This is a genomic window from Bacillus pretiosus, from assembly GCF_051294775.1.
GTDB lineage: Bacteria > Bacillota > Bacilli > Bacillales > Bacillaceae_G > Bacillus_A > Bacillus_A wiedmannii.
In genome coordinates, this window is the sequence record NZ_JBPPHF010000002.1 from 363,114 (window position 1) to 384,939 (window position 21,826).

Sequence of the window (21,826 nt, forward strand, 5' to 3'; positions counted from 1 at the left end):
TTATGGCACTTTGTTGGTTACGCTAATTTACTAGATATATTATCTTTTATTTATTATATATAGTTCGAAAAAATTACCATTTACACACAATCAGTATTAGTGTATTATTCGTCTAGTACACTAATACTGAGGAGGGAAGAAATGGAAATTGAATTTTCTCCTAATATCCCGATTTACATTCAGGTAATGGAATACATAAAAAAGGAAATTATAACAGGTAGTTTAGCACCGGGTGACAAAATCCCAGCTGTACGTGAATTAGCCAGTGAATTACAAGTGAATCCAAATACGATTCAACGCACATTTCAAGAGCTAGAACGAGAAGGTATTGCTGTGACAAGAAGAGGAACAGGGAGATTTGTAACGAGTGAAGAGGAAAAGATTACTGAACTACGCAAAGAAATGGCAACAGAGTTGCTTGATAATTTTATAAATGGAATGGACAATTTAGGATTTACGAAAGAAGAAATTCTTCCAATCCTCCATTCTTCATTAGAAAAGAAAAGGAAGGAAAGCGAATGATAGAGTTATTAAAAATTGAAAATCTGTGGAAAAGATATAACTTAAAAACAGTGCTTCAAGATTTAAGTGCAACAATTTCTGAAGGGAAAATTATTGGTCTTGTTGGTGATAATGGTAGCGGAAAAACGACATTATTAAAAATGATTGCTGGTTTGTGTTATCCTTCTAAAGGAACTATCACAATTGAAGGTCAGAAGGTAGGAATAGAAACAAAGAAAATGGTTTCATTTATGCCTGATAGTCCTGTTTTTGACGAGTGGATGACGATAAAAGATGCTGTAGTTTTCTATCGGGATTTTTATAGTGATTTTGATTTACATCAAGCAATGGACTTAATAACTGAGTTTAAAATGCCCTTAGAAGAGCATATAGTTGCTTTATCAAAAGGTGAAGTGGAAAAATTACAACTTATCTTAACTTTCTCCAGGATAGCAAAGCTATATATATTAGATGAGCCATTGGGTGGAATTGATCTTGTTTCTAGAAAACATGTACTAGATTTAATTCTTAAATTTTACCGCGAAGATTGTACCATTCTCATTTCTACTCATTTAATAGAAGAGGTCGAAAATATATTTGATGAGGTAATCTTTTTAAAAGACGGAAATATTGTATTACATGAAAACGTAGAAGAAATTCGTTTTCATCAAGGGAAAGCAGTACATGAGTTGTTTAGGGAGGTTTTTGAGAAATGAATCAACTTTTTCTCTATTTATATAAGTGCAATAGGAAAAAAATGGCTGTCTTTTATTCAGGTTTTATTATTATTTCTTTACTTCTTTTATTTAGTACGATAGGACTCTCAAGGGTACTACCTCCGTTTATAAAGGATTTAATATTACTCATATTCCTGATAATAATTGGTATAGCTGCATTTTTACTTCTCTTAATAGCGCTGCCTTCTTTCAATAAAATATTAATAAATTCTATGATTCGTTATACAGCCATCCCAACCTCAAAATATATATATACGAATTTATTATTTTTCACATTAATGTTTATTATTTTATTAGGTATAGGCTTAATTTTTTCATATTATTTTTCACAAAGTCTTTATGATGGAAAAGTAATTGGTTATGATCCCAGTCTTTATGGTGGGGAAATAACCGGAGAATTTCGAAAAGAATATCACAAGTTGTATAGTTACGGAATCTTCCAACACATATTTGCTTTTCTTTTATGGGGAATCGATTTCATGAGTATCCTTATTTCTTGTTATTTTATCATGGCAATTATAAGGCTGTTTCCAGTGAGGTCATGGATGAGTAAAATAATTTTATTCATCATTTTCGTTGCTATTTTTTCAACAATACAAACAATAATAATGAATGTGTTAAGTAAATTAGAGACATATGCAGTTACTATTAAGAGTTCTGGATTAATGGATAAGAATAATTTTTTTGATACATCATTTTACCCTATTGAAGATTTCACTATTTTTGGTCTATGTTTTACTTGCTTGTTAATAATTGTACTCGTAGCGATTACTGGCCGCATCATCGATAAGAAACTAGAGATATAAAAAATTTACTTTAAACGCAAAACAAATTTTAGGAGGAAATAATGAAAACATCTAATCCAATATTAAAAAAAGACAAATTTCATAAAGAGAAGACAAATGCTTCTACGATGACTATTGGCGGAACGATAGTAAAAACATTCATTTTGCTTATCTTACTTCTTGCAGCGTCTGTCTATTCCTACGTACAGATGACACAAGGGGCAATGAAAATACCCGTGTTAGTTGGAATTATAATAGTTACTCTAATTATCGCTTTTGTAGTTATATTCATTCCGCGCATATCCCCAATTTGCGCACCGATTTACGCAGTATTACAAGGGGTTTTATTAGGAAGTATTTCAGCATATTATACAATGCGCTTTGGTGATTCTATCGCTTTAATTGCCGTATTACTAACAATTTCGATTTTATTTGCCATGTTATTGTTATACGCAACTCGAATAGTAAAAGTAACTAAAAAGTTTCGTGCGGTTGTAACGGTTGCAACACTTGGAATTTTTATTATGTATTTTATCGTTTTCTTACTGGGCATCTTAGGGGTGACTGTTCCATACATTCACCAAGGTGGGACAATTAGTATCATCATAAGTGCAATTGTAATTGTTATTGCTGCATTAGATTTATTACTAGATTTTGATTCAATTGAAAATGGTACTCATAATGGAGCACCAAAGTATATGGAATGGTACAGCGCAGTAGGGCTTATGATGACATTAGTATGGTTATACCTGGAGATCCTTCGTCTGGTTTCTTACATTATGAAAAACAAAGACTAGAAAACATCCTGCATGGTTCAAACATGCAGGATGTTTTTGTATCTCGTAGTATCAATTAAATCACATTAGTCAGTGGAGAATGTATGAAGATGCTTTACAATGATTTCAACTCATACCTATAACCTTTCAGCCACCCTTTTCTATAATCTTCTTTCGGCCACTACAAACAAATTTTTACTATCTCTGAATATAGTATTCCTTCATGGATATAATACGAATAACTTAGCATCCTTCAAATTTAGCTAAAGCAACAATACACACTCGATTAAACATCACTAAAAAAGCATTCCCACATTTGCGGAATGCTTTTTTAGTGTATCAACCCTGTTCCTCATTATTAAGTATATATTTTATTTTATAAAATAATGATAAAATTACACTTTTTTGTCGTTACAGGTAACATAAATTTCAGAATCAATCACATACTAAGAACGCTTCACGAATTTATAATTAAATTCCTAGCTTTTAAAGAAATCATAGTTAGGAATTTAATTCAAGTTCCTTACTCCTAACCCCAAAAAGTTAATAAAATAAAGAACCGGTACCGATTCTTTATTTTATTAGTTAATCTTTTTTATATATATAAATATTAAGTTTAATAACAGGCTTATTTTTCATTAACAACAGCTTTTTTCATAACATAAGCAACCATACAATCAACTAATTAAACAAAAACCTAGAATGTTTTTGTTTACTAATATCCTGATAAAAGGGGGGGGTTACTATGTATTGTTTTTTTTCGTAGGAATAGAAATTGTAAATTTGGATTTTGTAGAGATCCTTGTTTTACATGTATTTAACCTTTTACATAATAATTTTTATAGCATCGAAATAAAAACTCAGAATGTTTCATTTCATTATTAGATATGAGATGAAACAAAAAATTAAAAATACATCAGTGAAAAATAATAATGATATACCGCTACTGAATAATAGGATAAGAAATGATTTTCCCTTAACGTAGGAAAATCGGGTTTTTATCTTCCATAAAATGTCTTAGTATAGGTTTTATATCATTTGGTTGGCGGGACCCACTTTAACTAAAACAATTTGATCCAGATAATTTGAATAATTTGGGTGAGCCACTTTATATTGCTTCATAATATACCCCAAAATATTTTGTTCAACGTTTTTTTACGCAACAAGCGAAAATGAAAGCTTAGATGAATGAAGAAATTTTATAAACATAAAAAATTAGATTTTAAATCGGATTAGAAATAAAAGTAAGTCTATGACCTGTTTTTACACATATCTCGGTTGTACCCCAATAAATAGACCAAACATATTTTATATATATAATATGTTTGGTTTATTTATTTACATGCATTTCAAGGGTGTTACCCTAAGATAAAATTGCTATAGGTGATTTTTTATATTTCGATTAAGTATATGCAGGATGCCACTAGTACGAACGTGGCATAAGTAATAAACAAATGAAATAAACTAAAAAACCAGTCCCAAAACATAAAACAGCAATGACCCAAAGTATGCGAATGAGGGTAGAGCTAATATCAAAATATTCTCCTAAACCGCCACATATACCAAATAGCATTTTATCAGTTTCGGATTTACATAACCTTTTTGACATCTTCCAATCCACTCCTTTTTATCTCGCTTTAACGAGCAGTAAGACCTCCACCTAAAAATTTAGCGAAAGCAAAGAAGTTAGGTGGGGATTAACTGCCCGTAAAAGCCCGATTGGTTTAACTAATGATCAGTGGGGGGATGAACAACCCCCCCACTGATCAAAGTTTCACTTTATAGCAAGCTATATACTTCTATTCTATATGGGAATTTATGAGAAGACTATGCGGTTGTATTACATTTTTTTTTAGGGAACAGCTGTATTAATTGTCTTAATTTTCAGTTGATATTAAAATTATAGTAAGAGGTAACTTTTAATAAAGGGTGGGGGAAATAGAGATGACAGTATATTGGCTGACTAATGTAATGCTTGAATCGGGGTATACATATGAAGAGGGGAGAATTTCCCAAACAGAAACAGAGTTATGTAGTTTACTCATTGAAGATGGACGAATTAAAAAAATGATAGCAGGGGCTGTTCAAGAGGAAGGAGTATTAATTCTTGATGCTAATCGTTTATTGATTTTGCCAGCTTTCGAAGAGATGCATATTCATATTGATAAGACATATTATAGTGGTCCTTGGAAAGCTTGTATGCCAGCAGAGAATATTTTTACGCGTTTTAATGAAGAAGAAAAAATTCTGCCGAAGCAATTAGCAACTGCTCAAGATAGGGCGGAAAATATGTTAGCGTTATTGCTTCGAAATGGTGCAACGAATATAAGAACGCATTGTAATGTTGATCCGATTATTGGACTTGGTAATTTGGAGGCGACGTTAGCGGCGTTGGAAACATATAAAAATCAGGTTTCTGGTAGAATTGTTGCTTTTCCACAACATGGATTATTGCGTAGTAATTCTGTACAACTTGTGAAAGATGCGATGCGTATGGGTGCGCATCTAGTCGGTGGAGTGGATCCAGCTACAGTGGATAATGATATTGAAAAATCATTACATACCATTATGGATATTGCAGTAGAATTTAATGCGGATGTTGATATTCATCTGCATGATGCGAATAATCTTGGGACGTTTACGATGAAGCGATTGGCAAGTTTAACAGAAGAAGCGGGATGGCAAGGTCGCGTAACAATTAGCCATGCACTTGGACTTGGTGGTGTTACGGATAAAGAAGTTGAAGAAGTGGCGGAAAGACTAGCTGCTTTAAATATTGATATTACTTCAACGGTGCCAATTGGGAAACAAGTAATCCCAATTCCGTTATTAGATAAAAAAGGTGTGAAAGTTTCATTAGGAAATGATAGTATTACTGATCATTGGTCACCGTTTGGCACAGGTGATATGCTACAAAAGGCAAATCGATTAGCGGAACGTTTTGGCTGGAGTGACGAAAGGTCTTTAGGAAAAGCCCTTCGCTTTATTACGGGAGGAAAAGAAACGTTAAACAATGAAGGGAAGCGAGCATGGCCGAATGTAGGAGATGAAGCGAGTTTTGTTTTGACGAATGCAACATGTACTGCTGAAGCGGTAGCGCGTCAAACAGAGAAACGTTTAGTCGTGCATAAAGGGAATATTGTTGTTGGAAGTTTAAATGAGGTGGAATTAAATAATCTTGTGTAAAAGAATCGTGTAAATGTTTTGAGGAGGGTTCTAATTGTGGGTGTAGAACCCTTCTTTGTTATGCTTGCAATATATTTCTTACAGGGAAGCTAGAAAGGATGAAAAATTTGGACAATCAACATAACCAAAATCATATTATGGGAACTTTGCAATGGTTTATATTTTTATTAGCGAATTCAATCGCACTACCGATTGTCGTTGGCGGATTATTTCATCTTACAACGGAAGAAATATTTTATTTAATGCAGCGTACGTTTTTTGTAGTTGGTATATCTTCTTTTTTACAAGGGTGGCTTGGACATAGACTACCAATTGCGGATGGACCAGCTGGATCGTGGGTTGGAGTATTTACCGTACTTGCTTATGCAACGGCCGGGCAAGATCAATTACATAGTACGTTGCAAATTTTAGAATTAGGAATGATAATTTCCGGTGTTATTTTAATAGGATTAGGAGTCACTGGTTTTATCGGACGTATTTTATTTTTATTCACGCCGCTTGTGACAGGGACGTTTTTACTTTTATTATGTTTACAATTAAGCGGTGTATTTCTAAAAGGAATGCTAGGAATTACTGCTACTGTTTCTCAAATCGATGGATTTACAGCGATAATTGCGTTTAGCATATTTCTTTTCGTTATTATACTATCTAACTTCGGAAAAGGTTTTGTCAAAAGTTATGCGGTTTTAATAGGATTAATTAGTGGGTGGATTCTTTTTCTCATTGCAGGAAAAATGACGATTCCATCTCAAGTAACTCATTTTGTGCAACTTCCGCAAATATTTGCTTGGGGACTTCCAAAGTGGAATACAGGTATGGCTGTATCCAGTTTCGTTATGGTATGTATTTTAGTTTCAAATACAGTGGCAGCTATTATAGCAATTAATCAAGCTACCATTCAAAAGGGGACTATTGAACAAAAACAGTTGAAGGGTGGTACGTGGGTCGGAGGGATTTCGCATATCATTTCTTCTGTATTTTCAACTGTAGGTGTCGTGCCGTTACCAGCAACGGCAGGATTTATACGTTTAACGAAACAAAAATATATACGATCGTTCTTACTAGCATGTTTGTTACTAGTCGTAATGTCGTTGTTTCCAAATATTATTCGTTACTTAGCATCGTTACCACCTGCTGTCGCATCTGCGGTTTTAATGGCTTCGTTCGTACAGTTAATTGGAATTGGTTTTCATAATATAAAACAAGTGCCAATGAGCGAACGGAATGTAACGGTTTTAGGAGTTGCTATATTATTTGGAAGCGGTGTTATGTTTTTACCGTCTGGAGCACTCCAATCACTGCCGTCTGTTATGCAATATATATTCGGAAATGGTTTGTTCGTAGGTACAGTTGTCAGCATATTACTAGAACAAATATGGCGTACTGAAAAGTGAGTGGATACAAAGAGTGTCTGCACTGTATAAAAGTCTAAAATAACATGTGAAATAAAGCCTATTTTCATTCACCACCCGCACATTTCGTTCATACAATATCTTGACTAAATAAACACCCAACTTACACATACACGGCTCTGGCTTAAGCAAGGAGGTTTATACCAGTTGAAGGAAAAAGCGTATCAATCTAAACCGTTACTCACAAAGAGAGAGAGAGAAGTATTTGAATTACTGGTTCAAGATAAAACAACGAAGGAAATTGCAGGTGAACTTTTTATCAGTGAAAAAACAGTACGCAACCACATCTCAAACGCAATGCAAAAGCTAGGAGTTAAAGGACGTTCACAAGCAGTTGTTGAGCTTCTTCGCATGGGAGAGCTCGAACTATAAAAAGAAAGCCGACTTTTATATGAAGAGTCGGCTATTTTTCTGTTTATATTTTGAACTTAAAAAGGTATTTCAGACTTTGAGAAGGAAGATATGTTTAAGAAAGAAACGTAAAAAATAACTACTTTAGAACATGATGAGGCATTCAGGGTAGGTATCTTTGTCATTCACAAATAAGAAGGTGCAAATATGAAGTTGTATTTTAAGGATATGGAGATAGGTGAAATTAAAGATGTTTTTGGAGACATGCCATGGATGTATGGAACAATTCGTCTATATGAAAATAGTAAACCGTTCCAAAAATATTTTCGTGAGATGGTAGACGAAGATAGTGGATTTGATTTTGAAAGCATAGATCCTGAATTTTTATATGAAGGAAATTGGTCTGTTTTTGATGAGGATAATCAGCGGTATTTAGGGATTGATATACCTGCTATTCATATGGAGGATAACACGATTGCGTGGCGTTGGAAATAAAAGTTATAAGGTTGTGAAAATCTTCGTACGAAAGAATTCAAACGATAACAACAAGTTGACTTTTATACAAAAGGTCAGCTTGTTGTTATCGTTTTTTCCGCTTGCTATATGAATGATAAGAACATTCCATACATAAATAGGTAGTAAGGAGGGGGATATGTTGAAAAGGATATTGTTAGTTTCAACAAGCGCTCATGATATGAATGGACACCCGACTGGTTTGTGGCTGGAAGAGCTCGCAGCTCCTTATAATGTATTTAAAAAGGCTAAGTTTGATGTTGACATTGTGTCGATAAAGGGCGGTAAAGTACCTATTGATAGAGTGTCTATTCCGAACGGGATACCTCGTGAATTTAAGCATGTCGCTTCTTTATTGCAAAATACGAAGCCGATCTCAAATGTTCATTTTTCGGATTATGATGCAGTTTTATTTGGTGGTGGGCACGGAGCGATTATAGATTTTCCAGGTAATCCATATGTTGCAAATTTGATTGAGAATATGTACAACAATAACCGGATTGTAGCGGCTGTTTGTCACGGAGTAAGTTCTTTAGTCGGTGTGAAAAATAAAGATGGCTCGTTTTTTGTTGCCGGTAAGCGTATAACAGGTTATACAAACGATGAGGAAAAAGCTGTGCATTTAGAAAAGCGAGTGCCGTTTTTATTAGAAAGTAAATTGAAAGAAGAAGGAGCTTTGTTTTATGTTGCTCCAAATTTCACACCGCATGTAGTAGTAGATGGGCGTTTAATTACAGGGCAAAACCCGCAGTCTAGTATGGAAATAGGGAAAGCTATAAGAAGAGCTGTCAATAAATTATAGAAAAAGTGCTCGCTTTCATTTCTGCTCATTTCTTCTTATTAATAGGAATGTCTTCTTTCCAAAAAAAGATGGAGCGATAAATACGCATTTTATATAGAAGAAACCGACTTTCATATAGAAGGTCGGTTATTTTTCTGTCTTGCAAATTATGAAAAAAAGGAGCAAAATAAAAAAGGTCCTAGTCTATATAGGTACAAATGAAAATTTTCATACAGAAGCAGTTTAAGTTAGCGAACTTAAAGTGTGTAAAATATAATGATAAAATAAGATGATGAATGAGAAAACGGGTGATGAAGTTGAATAGAGCAATCGGTGTTATCGATTCAGGAGTTGGCGGTTTAACAGTAGCGAAGGAATTAATTCGTCAGTTGCCGAAAGAGCGTATTATATATTTAGGGGATACGGCACGTTGCCCTTATGGTCCACGTTCTCGAGAAGAAGTGCGTCAATTTACGTGGGAAATGACGGAGCATTTACTAGATTTAAATATCAAAATGTTAGTTATTGCGTGTAATACAGCAACTGCGGTTGTATTAGAAGAGATGCAGAAACAATTACCAATTCCAGTGGTAGGAGTTATTCACCCAGGATCACGTACAGCTTTAAAAGTGACAAACACGTATCATGTTGGGATTATTGGAACGATTGGAACGGTGAAAAGTGGTGCATACGAAGAAGCGCTAAAGTCTATTAATAACCGTGTTATGGTAGAAAGTTTAGCGTGTCCGCCTTTCGTTGAGCTTGTAGAGAGTGGGAATTTTGAAAGTGAAATGGCGTATGAAGTTGTACGAGAAACGTTGCAACCGCTGAAAAATACTGATATTGATACACTTATTTTAGGTTGTACACATTATCCAATTTTAGGTCCTGTTATTAAAAAAGTAATGGGAGATAAAGTACAACTCATTAGTTCAGGTGATGAAACAGCGCGCGAAGTAAGTACAATTTTATACCATAGTAAAATGTTGAATGAGGGAGAGGAACAAAGTGATCATCTCTTCTTAACGACAGGAAAAATAGGCCTATTTAAAGAAATTGCATCAAAATGGTTCGGTCAACCGATTGAAAATGTGAAACATATTCATTTAGAAAAAGAATAATAGTAGAATCCATATAAGTGAACTCCTGAGAAATCAGGAGTTTTTTTGTTTATAGGAAGCACAGCTTGTTCTAAAAAGTGAAACAGCTCGTATACATAATAGTACAAACTTAGATTTTAGGGGGGAATGGCATGCCTAAATCCACTTTTAAATGGGTTGTTGGTGCTACTGTGAGCGCTGTTTTACTAACAGGGTGTGGCTTTATAAATCAGGAGAAAGCAACGGAACAAATTGATCCGCCAAAACAAGTTACGTATACAGAGGGTGGAAAGAAAGAAGTAGCTAAGAAAGATAAGCAAGGACAAACGGTGAATAGAGAACTATACCTTGTTGATAAAAATGGTTATGTTGTACCGCAAACGTTAGCTATACCTACTCCGAAAGCGAATGAGGTCATTCAGCAAACGTTAGAGTACCTTGTGAAAGATGGACCGGTAACGAATTTATTACCGAATGGGTTCCGTGCAGTCATTCCAGCGAATACATCGATGACACTAGATTTGAAAAAAGATGGGACGGCAGTCATTGATTTCTCTAAAGAAATGAAAAACTATGCAAAAGAGGAAGAGCGTCAGATGGTTGAGTCAATAGCCTGGACGTTGACGCAATTTAAAGAAATAAAACAAGTGCAGTTCCAAATAAATGGTGAGAAATTGGCAAAGATGCCTGTTGGTGGTACACCGATTGGTGAAGGGGTGAGCCGTGCTAATGGTATCAACTTCGATGATGAACAAGTAGCGGATGTAACAAATACAAAACCGGTTACACTTTATTTTATGGCACAAAATAATAATAAGCAGCAATACTACGTACCAGTAACACGCCGCGTTGTAGAAGGAAAAGAAAATGATTATGCAGCAATTATAGATGAACTTGTAAAAGGACCGATTCATCAATCGCTTCTGAATGATTTTAATCCAGGAGTTAAGTTGATTACGAATCCGAAGTTACAAGACGGAAATCTTACATTAAACTTTAATGAAAATATATTTATAAACCCAGATAAAAATATGATTTCAAATTACGTATTGAAGTCGTTAGTTTTATCTTTAACAGAAAAGAAAGGCGTGAAAAGTGTTTCTATTGAAGTAAATGGTAAAGCGAATCTTATAGATGAAAAGGGCGGAAAGTTAATAAAACCTGTCGATCGGCCAGAAAACGTGAATACAGGTAGTTTTTAATCTTCAATAATTTGATATACTTAAGTAAGAAAGGGGAATTGCTTTTTGGGTTCCTCTTCTTTTATTGTATACATATCATACATTTAAATTTGGCTATACTAACAAGTAGTTATGAGGAGGTTATTTTTATGCGAGTAGATGGTAGAGAGAAAACAGAATTACGCCATATACATATTCATACGAATTATTTAAAACATCCAGAGGGATCAGTATTAATTGAGGTTGGGGATACAAAGGTAATTTGCTCAGCGACAATTGAAGAGCGTGTCCCACCGTTTATGCGTGGAGAAGGAAAGGGCTGGGTAACAGCTGAATATGCGATGATTCCACGTGCAACAGAACAACGTACAATTAGGGAATCAAGTAAAGGGAAAGTAACAGGACGTACAATGGAAATCCAGCGCTTAATTGGACGAGCATTACGTGCGGTAGTTGACTTAGAAGCACTTGGTGAGAGAACGGTTTGGATTGATTGTGATGTTATTCAAGCGGATGGTGGAACGAGAACTGCTTCTATTACAGGTGCATATGTAGCAATGGTATTAGCGTTTGAGAAGTTATTACAAGCAGAAAAAGTATCTAAAATTCCAGTAAAAGATTATTTAGCAGCAACGTCAGTAGGAATTGTTGAAGAGCAAGGTGTTGTTTTAGATTTAAACTACGCAGAAGATTCTAAAGCAGACGTTGATATGAACGTAATTATGACTGGAAAAGGTCAGTTTGTTGAAGTGCAAGGAACTGGAGAAGAGGCGACGTTTAGCAGAGCGCAGTTAAATGAATTACTTGATGCTGCGGAACAAGGTATCTTCCAACTAATCGACATGCAAAAAGAAGCGTTAGGTGACATCGTATCTCATATAGAGTAGAGGTGGAAAGTATGAAACAAGTTGTTGTAGCGACAAAAAATATGGGGAAAGTACGTGAATTTGCTGAGTTATTTGAGCGATTTGATTTAGAAGTAAAATCATTGCACGATTTTCCTCATATTGAAGAAGTCGAAGAAACTGGTGAAACATTTGAAGAAAATGCGATCTTAAAAGCGGATAGTCTGAGTAGACAGCTGAATGCGATTGTAATCGCGGATGATTCAGGTCTTATTGTAGATGCTTTAAATGGAAAACCAGGCGTGTATTCAGCTCGTTTTGCTGGAGAGCCGAAAGATGATCAAGCGAATATTGATAAAGTGTTACAAGAATTAAATGAAATAGCGTTTGAAAAGCGTAAAGCTCGTTTCTACTGTGCATTAGCAGTGGCTTTCCCTGAAGGGGATAAAAAGCCTGTCATTGTAAACGGGACGTGCGAAGGGTATATTTTAGAGCAGCGCCGCGGGGAAAATGGCTTTGGATATGATCCGATTTTTTATGTGGAAGAATATAAAAGAGCGATGGCGGAACTAAGTTCAGATGAGAAAAATGCCATTAGCCACCGTGGACGTGCTCTTCGTAAGCTAGAAGAAAAAATCCCTGAATGGTTTTTAGGAGAATAAGGGAGAGAGATTGATGAAAGCTTTAATCGTAAGCGATAGTCATAGCTCCGTGAAGGAATTACAGCAGTTGAAAGAGAACTATGAAGGAAAAGTAGATGTCATGATTCATTGCGGTGATTCAGAGCTAACGCCTGCTCATGAAGAGCTGCAAGGTTTCCATGTTGTAAAAGGGAACTGTGATTATGCTAACTTTCAAGATGAAATTGTAACTGATGTAGATGGCATTCGTTTCGTAGTTGTGCACGGACATCGTCATAACGTGAAAATGACATTACAAACATTAGCGTACCATGCGGAAGAGGTAGGGGCGCAAGTTGCATGCTTCGGACACTCTCACGTATTAGGTGCAGAATTAATCGATGGCGTTTTATTTATTAATCCAGGCAGTATTTTATTGCCACGTCAGCGTGTAGAAAAGACATTTGCTTTATTAGAAATGGATGAAAATCAAATGGAAGTTCGTTTTGAAACATTAGACGGACAACTAGTTGAACAAGCAGTTTTTAAAAGAGGATAAGAAAAATTATCCTCTTTTAAAAAAGGTGTTGACTTTATGTATGGTTATACATATAATAAATATTGTCGATAGGGCAACAGCGCTAACGAAGAAAAATAAAATAACATATGCGGGTGTAGTTTAGTGGTAAAACAAGAGCCTTCCAAGCTCTGGTCGAGAGTTCGATTCTCTTCACCCGCTCCATGTCCCAGTAGCTCAGCCGGATAGAGCATACGCCTTCTAAGCGTACGGTCGGGAGTTCGAATCTCTCCTGGGACGCTAAAAAAACCTTGTTATCTTTTGGTAACAAGGTTTTTTGTTTGTTTAAAAATTGATGTATGTGCAAGAGGTGTAAAAAAATATAAAGTAACATATGATAATTATTATATACAATAGATTAAAGTGCATTAAGAAAAGAGCGCTATTTATGCGCCCTATTTCTCTTGTTTAATTTAAAGAATCAATAGGCTTATGATGAAACTTAAATCCATATCTATATTATCCCAATTGTTCACTTAGAATGTTATAAAACTTTTTACCATTCTAGTACGATTAAGCAGCCGTTATCGGAACTTATCCCCGACAGTGTGTTACAATTAATAGAAGCGGAAAACGAGAATCTCCAATTGACTGGACGTGTGATTGGTTGGACAGTTTAAGAAGGTTGTATAAAAAAGGGAGATGGCGCAAAGATGGCTAGATCAAATGAGAATGATTTAACAGAGAAATTGGCAGAAGGTCACCGGAAATATGGTGATGGCAACTTTACAGTACAGAACATCGGTGATGAAACTAACCCAGATTGGACTGTCGTAAAAAATGTGAGGAAGGGATCGGCAGGCATTCGTGAAGGAGAAGATATATTAAGACTGCGATCAAAATATATAAAATAGTACGGGAATGGGCGGAGTGGGAGTTCAAATCTCTCCTGGGACGCTAAGAAACCCTTGTTATCTTTTGATAACAAGGGTTTCTTGTTTAGTTATTAATAAACTTCTCAAATACAAAACCATAATCTTTCACGTTATATTGTTTCTTCGTATCAACGAGCCAGTTAAAGGCGATCTCGTTCATTTCTTTAAATTGTTCTGCTAAATTTACTTGTGCGTTTGAAATACGGCTGAAAGCGTTAGATGCCATATCTAGACTTTTATGTGCATACTGTAATGTAATATCGTTGTCGTATGAAATTTCTTCTATTTTAAGTAAAGCCTTATATAAATCTTTTAATTCTTCAATATGTTTTTTATGAACATCAATTGAATAATGCTCATCCCCCATCTGGAACTTAATTTCTACGTCTAAATCAATCGTTCCTGCAGTTTCAAGTGCTACGTTTTTAATTTGATACTTACTATAACTAAAGCGGCGTAGTGTACGTTTTTTACTTGTTGCACTTGTACCATCTAGGTGGATTAATCCTTTGTTTGTGAAACAATATTCATCTGATTTTGATTTGATTAAAAAATAAATTTTCTCCCCATCTTCATGCATCACGTAATCATCAGCATCAACTTTATCGTAATCTTTCGGTGTAATGACAGAACCTACATCGCTTAGCCCTAATACATCTGCAGCCATTTTTTTAAACATACATAATCCCCCTTTTAAATTAAATTCTTAATTGTATAAAAATATATTAACACGATTTCAATAAAGTGTTTTCTTATAATTAAAAACATTTGAAGGTAAGTTAAGAAAAGTAACAAATAATTATTTCAACCCTAAGTTATTTAGTAAATCTATCAGTTTAAGAGTGGATTCTCCGAAAAATAACCAGGAGAAAAAGTTAATTTTGCAAGTAATTATAGAGAAATTCCGTGAAAACCTCTCAAGTAATATGAGGTTTTTTTCTATCCATTTTGAAATCTTACAATTCTGTAAGGTAACTGTAAGGAAGTTCGATGGTAACAAATTGCTAATCCTCTATAATAAAGGTAACAATGATAAAACGAGGAGGAAGAAATGATGAAAGGATTAATTGTAACGGGTTTAACAGTTGCTTTTGGATTTGTAGCGTATGAGAAATTAACGTATGTAGTTGATGTTGTAAAACATTTAATCGCTTAGTAAAAAAACTGCCATGAGAGGGAAAGGGAATGAGTGAATGAATGGAATGGTTATTTGGAATTATAGGTACTTGTAGTGTAGTGTTATTGTTCTTTGTCCCGAGTGGTATACTTAGTTCGACAACGAGTTTGTTCTTCTTAAGTTTGTTTGCTTGTACGATGCTTATTATTATGTTTTTAATGAAGCGAAGTAAACCAATCTTCTATTTTAGCATGATTGTTATGGCAATTATTGTTCTCCAAATTATTACCCTTGTTATATACCCCACTATTATAAAAGCTTTCCATTAATGATGAATCCTCTGCTTTAATTGCTGAGGATTTTTATTTGTACATTTTTAATTTTTAGTAAGGATTTGTTTGAAATATCGAAATATAAAAATTAAATATTTCTATATTTCAAACAAAGGGTTTTGGGATGTTGTGTTCTTATTACTCATTTGATATATTTACTTTAAAGATAATTAAAATCTAGAAAAAGAGGCGGACGTATGGATAAAAAAGAAAATACGGTCGTATTGTTTCCACAACTATCAGAGCGATATATTGATGAAGGTTTTTTAGCACTGAAAGAGCGGAAATTCGAAGATGCATTGCGCTGCTTTGAAATATTACGTCAGTATAATGCAGAAACGGAACAAACGGAACTCGCTTCTGTTATTTGTTTGTTAGAATTAAAACATATGGAAGAAGCGAAAGACAAATGTGAACAGTTACTTGAAACAGGAGCTGTATTATTTGGTGATATTCTTGAAACATATGTGACGATTTTAGTTCAAACAAATGATTATGAAGGTGTCATTGAAATCGTTGAAAAGGTTTTGCAAACGAAAGATGTAATGCCTGAGCAAAAGGAAAAATTAGCACAGCTCGCTTTATTTGCAGAAGGTATGTTAAGTGAAGTAGATACATCACTAGTCGATTCGAATTTTGAATTGGATGAGTTTACTAATGAAATGTTTGGAGAAAACTTTGGACAAAAGCTAAGAGCGATTCAGCAACTTTCGTTAAAAGACTTGGATCTTGCATTACCTATTTTAAAGAAATTTTTAATAGACGAAAAACAGCACCCTTATTTGAAAACTTCTATTTTATATAAAATGATAGAAAATCAAATAGAAGAAGAGATAGAGGTAGAAAAGTTTGGGAATACGATTAAGGTGATTCCAGCATTTACAGGTCATAATGAGGAGCAATCCGATAACATTATACATACATTATCAAGCCGATTAGAGCAAAGTTATCCCGATATATTTGATGCGATGGTTACATATTGGAAAGAATTGCGAATTAGCGTTTTCCCATTCGCTCTATTAATGGATAAAGTGGAGATTTGGGCTGCTGTTTTAGAGAGAATTGGAAGAAAGCGTTTCGGATTGACTATTGATGAAGAAGAGCTTATGACAGCGTATAATATTGAATTAGAAGAGTTTCATATTGCCTATCAATGGTTATTACGTGTTGAAAGAGAAGGATATTTGCCCGTATAATTATGAAAAAGAATCGTTCGGTTCTTGAAACGAGCATATTCTATGTTATAATGTAAGGGTTGCAAAAGGCAGAAATCTGCCTGTTTGTAAGAGAAGAGAAGTGTAAATCTCTTACTTAATATGTTTCATATTATTCTCGAACAAAATATACCGTAGTTGTCTTTTAGACAATTAGTAGATTGGAACATTATATCTGAAAGCTTTTGCTAGAGGATTATTTGTACTTTTGTTATTTCAAAAAAGAGATAATGAAGATTTTAATCTATAGAGGTATGTGCATACATTATTATAGTTGGAGGGAAAGAATAAATGGCTGCAAAATGGGAAAAATTAGAAGGTAACGTAGGCGTTTTAACAATCGAAGTTGATGCTAAAGAAGTAAACAACTCTATCGACGCTGCGTTCAAAAAAGTAGTACAAACAATTAACGTACCAGGTTTCCGTAAAGGGAAAATGCCTCGTCCGTTATTCGAACAACGCTTTGGTATCGAATCTTTATACCAAGATGCTTTAGATATCATCTTACCAAAAGCATACGGTGAAGCGATCGATGAAGCTGGTATCTTCCCAGTTGATCATCCTGAAATCAACATCGAGAAGTTCGAAAAAAATGCTAACCTTATCTTCACTGCAAAAGTTACAGTGAAGCCTGAAGTTAAATTAGGCGAGTACAAAGGTTTAGCAGTAGAAAAAGTTGAAACAACTGTAACTGACGAAGATGTAGAGAATGAATTAAAATCTTTACAAGAGCGTCAAGCTGAACTAGTTGTTAAAGAAGAAGGAACTGTTGAAAACGGTGATACAGCTGTAATCGACTTCGAAGGTTTCGTTGATGGCGAAGCATTTGAAGGCGGAAAAGGCGAAAACTATTCTCTTGCAATCGGTTCTGGTACTTTCATCCCTGGTTTCGAAGAGCAAGTAATTGGTCTTAAATCTGGTGATTCTAAAGAAGTTGAAGTATCATTCCCAGAAGAGTACCACGCTGCTGAATTAGCTGGTAAACCAGCTACATTCAAAGTAACAATTCACGAAATCAAAACAAAAGAACTTCCTGAGTTAAACGACGAGTTCGCTAAAGAAGCTGACGAAGAAGTTGCAACTCTTGATGAATTAAAAACAAAACTTCGTACAAACTTAGAAGAAGGCAAAAAGCACGAAGCTGAGCACAAAGTACGTGACGAAGTAGTAGAATTAGCTGCTGCTAACGCTGAAATCGAGATTCCAGAAGCTATGATCGACACTGAGTTAGATCGTATGGTTCGTGAATTCGAGCAACGTTTAAGCCAACAAGGTATGAACCTTGAGCTTTACTACCAATTCACAGGTACTGACGCTGACAAGTTAAAAGAGCAAATGAAAGAAGACGCTCAAAAACGCGTAAGAATCAATCTTGTTCTTGAAGCTATCATTGAAGCTGAAAACATCGAAGTTACTGAAGAAGAAGTAACTGCAGAAGTTGAAAAAATGGCTGAAATGTACGGTATGCCAGTAGACGCTATCAAGCAAGCTCTTGGAAGCGTAGACGCTTTATCTGAAGACCTTAAAGTGCGTAAAGCTGTAGACTTCTTAGTAGACAACGCTGCATAATAAAATAACAAGGCGCGATTTTAATCGTGCCTTGTTTTATAAATATAGAAATATATTTATAAAACTTTTCGATGAAGAAGGAAAACTTCCTTTACAAGTCGAATATACATATTTCAAAAGTTTTAAAATTTTTTTATTTGTACATAACTAGTCATATTATTTGTATTTCTCGCCACGTAGTGACATAATATGTATTTACATACGATACATTTATCGTGTACATACGAAGGCAAGAGGTTAGCACTTTGTAAGGGGTGTGAAAATATGTTTAAATTTAATGATGAAAAAGGTCAATTAAAATGTTCTTTCTGTGGTAAAACACAAACGCAGGTTCGAAAGTTAGTTGCAGGTCCAGGTGTTTACATTTGTGACGAGTGTATCGAACTTTGTACTGAAATTGTACAAGAGGAGCTTGCGAAGGACGAAGAAGTAGAATTCAAAGATGTACCGAAACCGGTAGAAATTCGTGAAATCTTAGATGAGTATGTCATCGGACAAGATAACGCGAAAAAAGCACTAGCGGTAGCGGTATATAACCATTACAAACGCATTAATTCTAACAGTAAAATTGATGATGTAGAATTAGCGAAGAGTAATATTTCACTTATTGGGCCAACTGGTAGTGGTAAAACATTATTGGCACAAACATTAGCGCGTATTTTAAATGTTCCATTTGCAATCGCGGACGCAACATCTTTAACAGAAGCTGGATATGTAGGGGAAGATGTAGAAAACATCTTACTAAAATTAATCCAAGCAGCTGATTATGATGTAGAGAAAGCGGAAAAAGGAATCATTTATATTGATGAGATTGATAAAGTGGCACGTAAGTCCGAAAATCCATCAATTACACGTGATGTATCTGGTGAAGGTGTACAGCAGGCACTTCTGAAAATTTTAGAAGGTACTGTAGCGAGCGTTCCACCTCAAGGTGGTCGTAAGCATCCGCATCAAGAGTTCATTCAAATTGATACAACGAACATCCTATTCATTTGTGGTGGAGCGTTTGATGGCATTGAGCCAATTATTAAACGTCGCCTTGGTGAGAAAGTAATTGGATTTGGTGCTGAGAAGAAAAATGTTGATGTAAATGAGAAGCATGTTTTATCTCACGTTTTACCAGAGGATCTTTTAAGATTCGGTTTAATTCCGGAGTTTATCGGTCGTCTTCCAGTTATTGCGAACCTAGAGCCGCTTGATGAAGATGCTCTTGTAGATATTTTAACGAAACCGAAAAATGCACTTGTTAAGCAATTCCAAAAATTATTGGAGCTTGACGATGTTGAGTTAGAGTTTGAAGAAGGTGCACTAGTTGAGATTGCGAAAAAAGCAATTGAACGTAAAACAGGTGCTCGTGGACTTCGTTCTATTATTGAAGGCTTAATGCTTGATGTAATGTTCGAACTTCCATCTCGCAAAGATATCGAGAAGTGTATTCTGACGAAAGAAACAGTAGCTGATAATGAACCGCCGAAATTGGTGTTACAAGACGGTACTGTACTTGATACAAAAACATCTGCATAGTGCGAAGAAGAAACAGCAATTTTTATAATTGCTGTTTTTCTTTATGTTTAGCTATGTTCCTCCGCGGAAATACTAAATGATAAAACATTGCGGGAGGAAATAAATTATGAGCTGGACAAATATATTTTTACTTGTTCAACTTGTTTTTGGTGTAATTGTCGGATTGTATTTTTGGCATTTACTTCGAAATCAGCGAACACAAAAAGTTTCAATTGATCGAGAATCGAAAAAAGAATTAGAACAGCTTCGTAAAATGCGTGAGATTTCTTTAACAGAGCCGCTTGCGGAGAAGGTACGTCCTACATCCTTTTTAGATATTGTAGGGCAAGAGGACGGGATTAAGTCGTTGAAAGCGGCTCTTTGTGGTCCGAATCCGCAACATGTAATTATATATGGTCCGCCAGGTGTCGGGAAGACAGCGGCAGCACGCCTTGTATTGGAAGAAGCGAAACGCAATCCGAAATCTCCATTTCGTACGAATGCAACATTTATCGAACTTGATGCGACGACAGCAAGATTTGATGAACGTGGTATTGCAGACCCATTAATTGGTTCAGTCCATGATCCGATTTATCAAGGGGCAGGTGCAATGGGGCAAGCGGGTATCCCACAGCCGAAAAAAGGGGCTGTAACAGATGCGCATGGTGGTATTTTGTTCATTGATGAGATTGGTGAATTACATCCAATTCAAATGAACAAAATGTTAAAGGTGTTAGAAGATCGGAAAGTATTTTTGGAAAGTGCGTACTATAGTGAAGAAAATTCGATGATTCCAACGTATATACATGATATTTTTCAAAAAGGTTTGCCAGCCGATTTTCGCTTAGTTGGGGCGACGACACGTTCGCCAGAGGAGATTCCTCCTGCTATTCGGTCACGCTGTTTAGAAGTGTTTTTCCGTGAGTTAGATACAGAAGAGATTCAAAAAGTAGCGAAGAATGCAGCTGATAAAGTGGAAATGCAAATAGGTAAAAATGGTGTTGAAATGATCGGGATGTATGCAAGAAATGGACGAGAAGCAATTAACCTTGTACAAATTTCTGCTGGTATGGCAATAAATGAAGAACGTTCTTTCATTAAAGATGAAGATATAGAGTGGGTTGTTCACTCTAGCCAACTTACACCGAAATATGAAAAACGTATTTATCCTATTCCGAGAATCGGTCTTGTAAATGGACTTGCTGTATACGGACCAAATACAGGCGCGTTATTAGAAATTGAAGTAACAGCAATCAAGGCGAAAGATAAAGGGTCGGTAAATGTTACCGGGATTGTGGAAGAGGAAAGTATTGGCAGTCAAACGAAATCCATTCGCCGTAAAAGTATGGCGAAAGGTTCTGTAGATAATGTATTAACAGTACTTCGTTCTCTAGATGTGTTGCCAGAAGGGTACGATATACATATTAATTTTCCAGGTGGTATCCCAATTGATGGGCCTTCGGCAGGTATTGCTATGGCAACAGGTGTATATTCAGCAGTGCATCGTACGTATGTGAGTAATGAAGTAGCGATGACCGGTGAGATAAGTATACACGGGGAAGTGAAACCTATTGGTGGTGTGTACGCAAAAATAAAAGCTGCGAAAAAAGCAGGTGCTAAGAAAGTCATCATTCCTGCTGAAAATATGCAACCGTTTTTGTATACAATAAAAGGAATTGAAATCATTCCTGTTCGTAAGTTAAAAGAAGTATTTGAGCTAACATTTATGCAGGAAAATATGCATCGAGACCTTGATATACATACTACTGTAGACGAAACAGATGCACAATCAATGTGAGAATGAACGATAATAAAATTTGCCAGACTTCGTTTAAGTTTGTATGCTTAAGC

At 35.3% G+C, this 21,826-nt stretch carries 22 protein-coding genes and 2 tRNA genes; 22 read left to right on the forward strand and 2 right to left on the reverse strand.

Features of this window, described 5'->3' with window-relative positions; translation table 11 throughout:
* The first annotated feature begins 141 nt into the window (after positions 1-141).
* Genes ACSG5Z_RS10080 through ACSG5Z_RS10095 form a run of 4 tightly spaced genes read left to right on the forward strand, consistent with a single transcriptional unit; the run spans position 142 to position 2,820 of the window.
* On the forward strand, positions 142-522 hold the full coding sequence (locus ACSG5Z_RS10080; RefSeq protein WP_435711411.1) for a GntR family transcriptional regulator: 381 nt from the start codon (positions 142-144) through the stop codon (positions 520-522).
* Positions 519-1,217 (forward strand): ABC transporter ATP-binding protein, encoded by a 699-nt coding sequence (locus ACSG5Z_RS10085; protein WP_435711413.1) that lies wholly within the window; start codon positions 519-521, stop codon positions 1,215-1,217. Before ACSG5Z_RS10080 ends, ACSG5Z_RS10085 begins: the two co-directional genes overlap by 4 nt.
* Positions 1,214-2,044 carry an ABC transporter permease gene (locus ACSG5Z_RS10090; protein WP_435711414.1) on the forward strand — a complete coding sequence of 277 codons (831 nt, stop codon included), beginning with the start codon at positions 1,214-1,216 and terminating at the stop codon, positions 2,042-2,044. Before ACSG5Z_RS10085 ends, ACSG5Z_RS10090 begins: the two co-directional genes overlap by 4 nt.
* Positions 2,045-2,085: 41 nt before the next feature.
* Positions 2,086-2,820 carry a Bax inhibitor-1/YccA family protein gene (locus ACSG5Z_RS10095; RefSeq protein ID WP_435711415.1) on the forward strand — a complete coding sequence of 245 codons (735 nt, stop codon included), beginning with the start codon at positions 2,086-2,088 and terminating at the stop codon, positions 2,818-2,820.
* Between the two features lie 1,402 nt (positions 2,821-4,222).
* On the opposite strand, the gene ACSG5Z_RS10100 is transcribed toward ACSG5Z_RS10095, so the two are convergent.
* On the reverse strand, positions 4,223-4,408 hold the full coding sequence (locus tag ACSG5Z_RS10100) for a PspC domain-containing protein (protein ID WP_000044337.1): 186 nt from the start codon (positions 4,406-4,408) through the stop codon (positions 4,223-4,225).
* 335 nt (positions 4,409-4,743) lie between these two features.
* Between ACSG5Z_RS10100 and ACSG5Z_RS10105 the strand changes: the two genes are divergently transcribed.
* The 13 genes from ACSG5Z_RS10105 (at position 4,744) to ACSG5Z_RS10165 (ending at position 14,219) form a co-directional block, all read left to right on the forward strand.
* Positions 4,744-5,985, forward strand: coding sequence for an amidohydrolase family protein (locus ACSG5Z_RS10105; protein WP_060488192.1), 1,242 nt, complete (start codon positions 4,744-4,746; stop codon positions 5,983-5,985).
* Positions 5,986-6,083: 98 nt separating this feature from the next.
* Positions 6,084-7,379 (forward strand): purine/pyrimidine permease, encoded by a 1,296-nt coding sequence (locus tag ACSG5Z_RS10110; protein WP_435711416.1) that lies wholly within the window; start codon positions 6,084-6,086, stop codon positions 7,377-7,379.
* A 165-nt stretch (positions 7,380-7,544) separates the two neighbouring features.
* Positions 7,545-7,769: a spore germination transcription factor GerE gene (gene gerE, locus ACSG5Z_RS10115; RefSeq protein WP_000659484.1), complete on the forward strand. Its 225-nt coding sequence runs from the start codon at positions 7,545-7,547 to the stop codon at positions 7,767-7,769.
* 186 nt (positions 7,770-7,955) lie between these two features.
* Positions 7,956-8,243 carry a hypothetical protein gene (locus tag ACSG5Z_RS10120; RefSeq protein WP_087985339.1) on the forward strand — a complete coding sequence of 96 codons (288 nt, stop codon included), beginning with the start codon at positions 7,956-7,958 and terminating at the stop codon, positions 8,241-8,243.
* A 157-nt stretch (positions 8,244-8,400) separates the two neighbouring features.
* Positions 8,401-9,063 carry a type 1 glutamine amidotransferase domain-containing protein gene (locus tag ACSG5Z_RS10125; RefSeq protein WP_137013507.1) on the forward strand — a complete coding sequence of 221 codons (663 nt, stop codon included), beginning with the start codon at positions 8,401-8,403 and terminating at the stop codon, positions 9,061-9,063.
* A 290-nt stretch (positions 9,064-9,353) separates the two neighbouring features.
* Positions 9,354-10,163, forward strand: coding sequence for a glutamate racemase (racE, locus tag ACSG5Z_RS10130; RefSeq protein WP_000774000.1), 810 nt, complete (start codon positions 9,354-9,356; stop codon positions 10,161-10,163).
* Between the two features lie 131 nt (positions 10,164-10,294).
* The gene (gene gerM, locus ACSG5Z_RS10135) at positions 10,295-11,344 is read left to right on the forward strand and encodes a spore germination protein GerM (RefSeq protein ID WP_087985334.1); all 1,050 of its coding nucleotides are present in this window, start codon (positions 10,295-10,297) and stop codon (positions 11,342-11,344) included.
* A gap of 128 nt (positions 11,345-11,472) precedes the next feature.
* Positions 11,473-12,210: a ribonuclease PH gene (gene rph, locus ACSG5Z_RS10140; protein WP_001261765.1), complete on the forward strand. Its 738-nt coding sequence runs from the start codon at positions 11,473-11,475 to the stop codon at positions 12,208-12,210.
* A gap of 11 nt (positions 12,211-12,221) precedes the next feature.
* Complete coding sequence (locus tag ACSG5Z_RS10145; RefSeq protein WP_000815937.1) at positions 12,222-12,830, forward strand: XTP/dITP diphosphatase; 609 nt, start codon at positions 12,222-12,224, stop codon at positions 12,828-12,830.
* 13 nt (positions 12,831-12,843) lie between these two features.
* Positions 12,844-13,347 (forward strand): metallophosphoesterase, encoded by a 504-nt coding sequence (locus ACSG5Z_RS10150; RefSeq protein WP_000645521.1) that lies wholly within the window; start codon positions 12,844-12,846, stop codon positions 13,345-13,347.
* 109 nt (positions 13,348-13,456) lie between these two features.
* Positions 13,457-13,530: transfer RNA gene (locus ACSG5Z_RS10155), tRNA-Gly, on the forward strand.
* Position 13,531: 1 nt separating this feature from the next.
* Positions 13,532-13,605, forward strand: a tRNA-Arg gene (locus ACSG5Z_RS10160).
* Positions 13,606-14,018: 413 nt separating this feature from the next.
* Positions 14,019-14,219 carry a hypothetical protein gene (locus tag ACSG5Z_RS10165; RefSeq protein WP_000124458.1) on the forward strand — a complete coding sequence of 67 codons (201 nt, stop codon included), beginning with the start codon at positions 14,019-14,021 and terminating at the stop codon, positions 14,217-14,219.
* An 85-nt stretch (positions 14,220-14,304) separates the two neighbouring features.
* Here the strand turns inward: ACSG5Z_RS10165 and ACSG5Z_RS10170 are convergent, their stop codons facing one another.
* On the reverse strand, positions 14,305-14,919 hold the full coding sequence (locus ACSG5Z_RS10170) for a PH domain-containing protein (protein ID WP_000473869.1): 615 nt from the start codon (positions 14,917-14,919) through the stop codon (positions 14,305-14,307).
* A 518-nt stretch (positions 14,920-15,437) separates the two neighbouring features.
* Here ACSG5Z_RS10170 and ACSG5Z_RS10175 point away from each other — a divergent pair.
* From ACSG5Z_RS10175 to lonB, 5 genes are all read left to right on the forward strand, one after another.
* Positions 15,438-15,686 (forward strand): hypothetical protein, encoded by a 249-nt coding sequence (locus tag ACSG5Z_RS10175; protein ID WP_001983650.1) that lies wholly within the window; start codon positions 15,438-15,440, stop codon positions 15,684-15,686.
* A gap of 200 nt (positions 15,687-15,886) precedes the next feature.
* Positions 15,887-16,885, forward strand: a complete 999-nt coding sequence (locus ACSG5Z_RS10180; RefSeq protein ID WP_137011941.1) for a hypothetical protein — start codon at positions 15,887-15,889, stop codon at positions 16,883-16,885.
* 309 nt (positions 16,886-17,194) lie between these two features.
* Positions 17,195-18,472, forward strand: a complete 1,278-nt coding sequence (tig, locus tag ACSG5Z_RS10185; RefSeq protein WP_000729261.1) for a trigger factor — start codon at positions 17,195-17,197, stop codon at positions 18,470-18,472.
* A gap of 264 nt (positions 18,473-18,736) precedes the next feature.
* On the forward strand, positions 18,737-19,996 hold the full coding sequence (clpX, locus tag ACSG5Z_RS10190) for an ATP-dependent protease ATP-binding subunit ClpX (protein WP_087985330.1): 1,260 nt from the start codon (positions 18,737-18,739) through the stop codon (positions 19,994-19,996).
* A 106-nt stretch (positions 19,997-20,102) separates the two neighbouring features.
* Positions 20,103-21,773, forward strand: a complete 1,671-nt coding sequence (gene lonB / locus ACSG5Z_RS10195; protein ID WP_000119166.1) for an ATP-dependent protease LonB — start codon at positions 20,103-20,105, stop codon at positions 21,771-21,773.
* Positions 21,774-21,826: the final 53 nt, after the last annotated feature.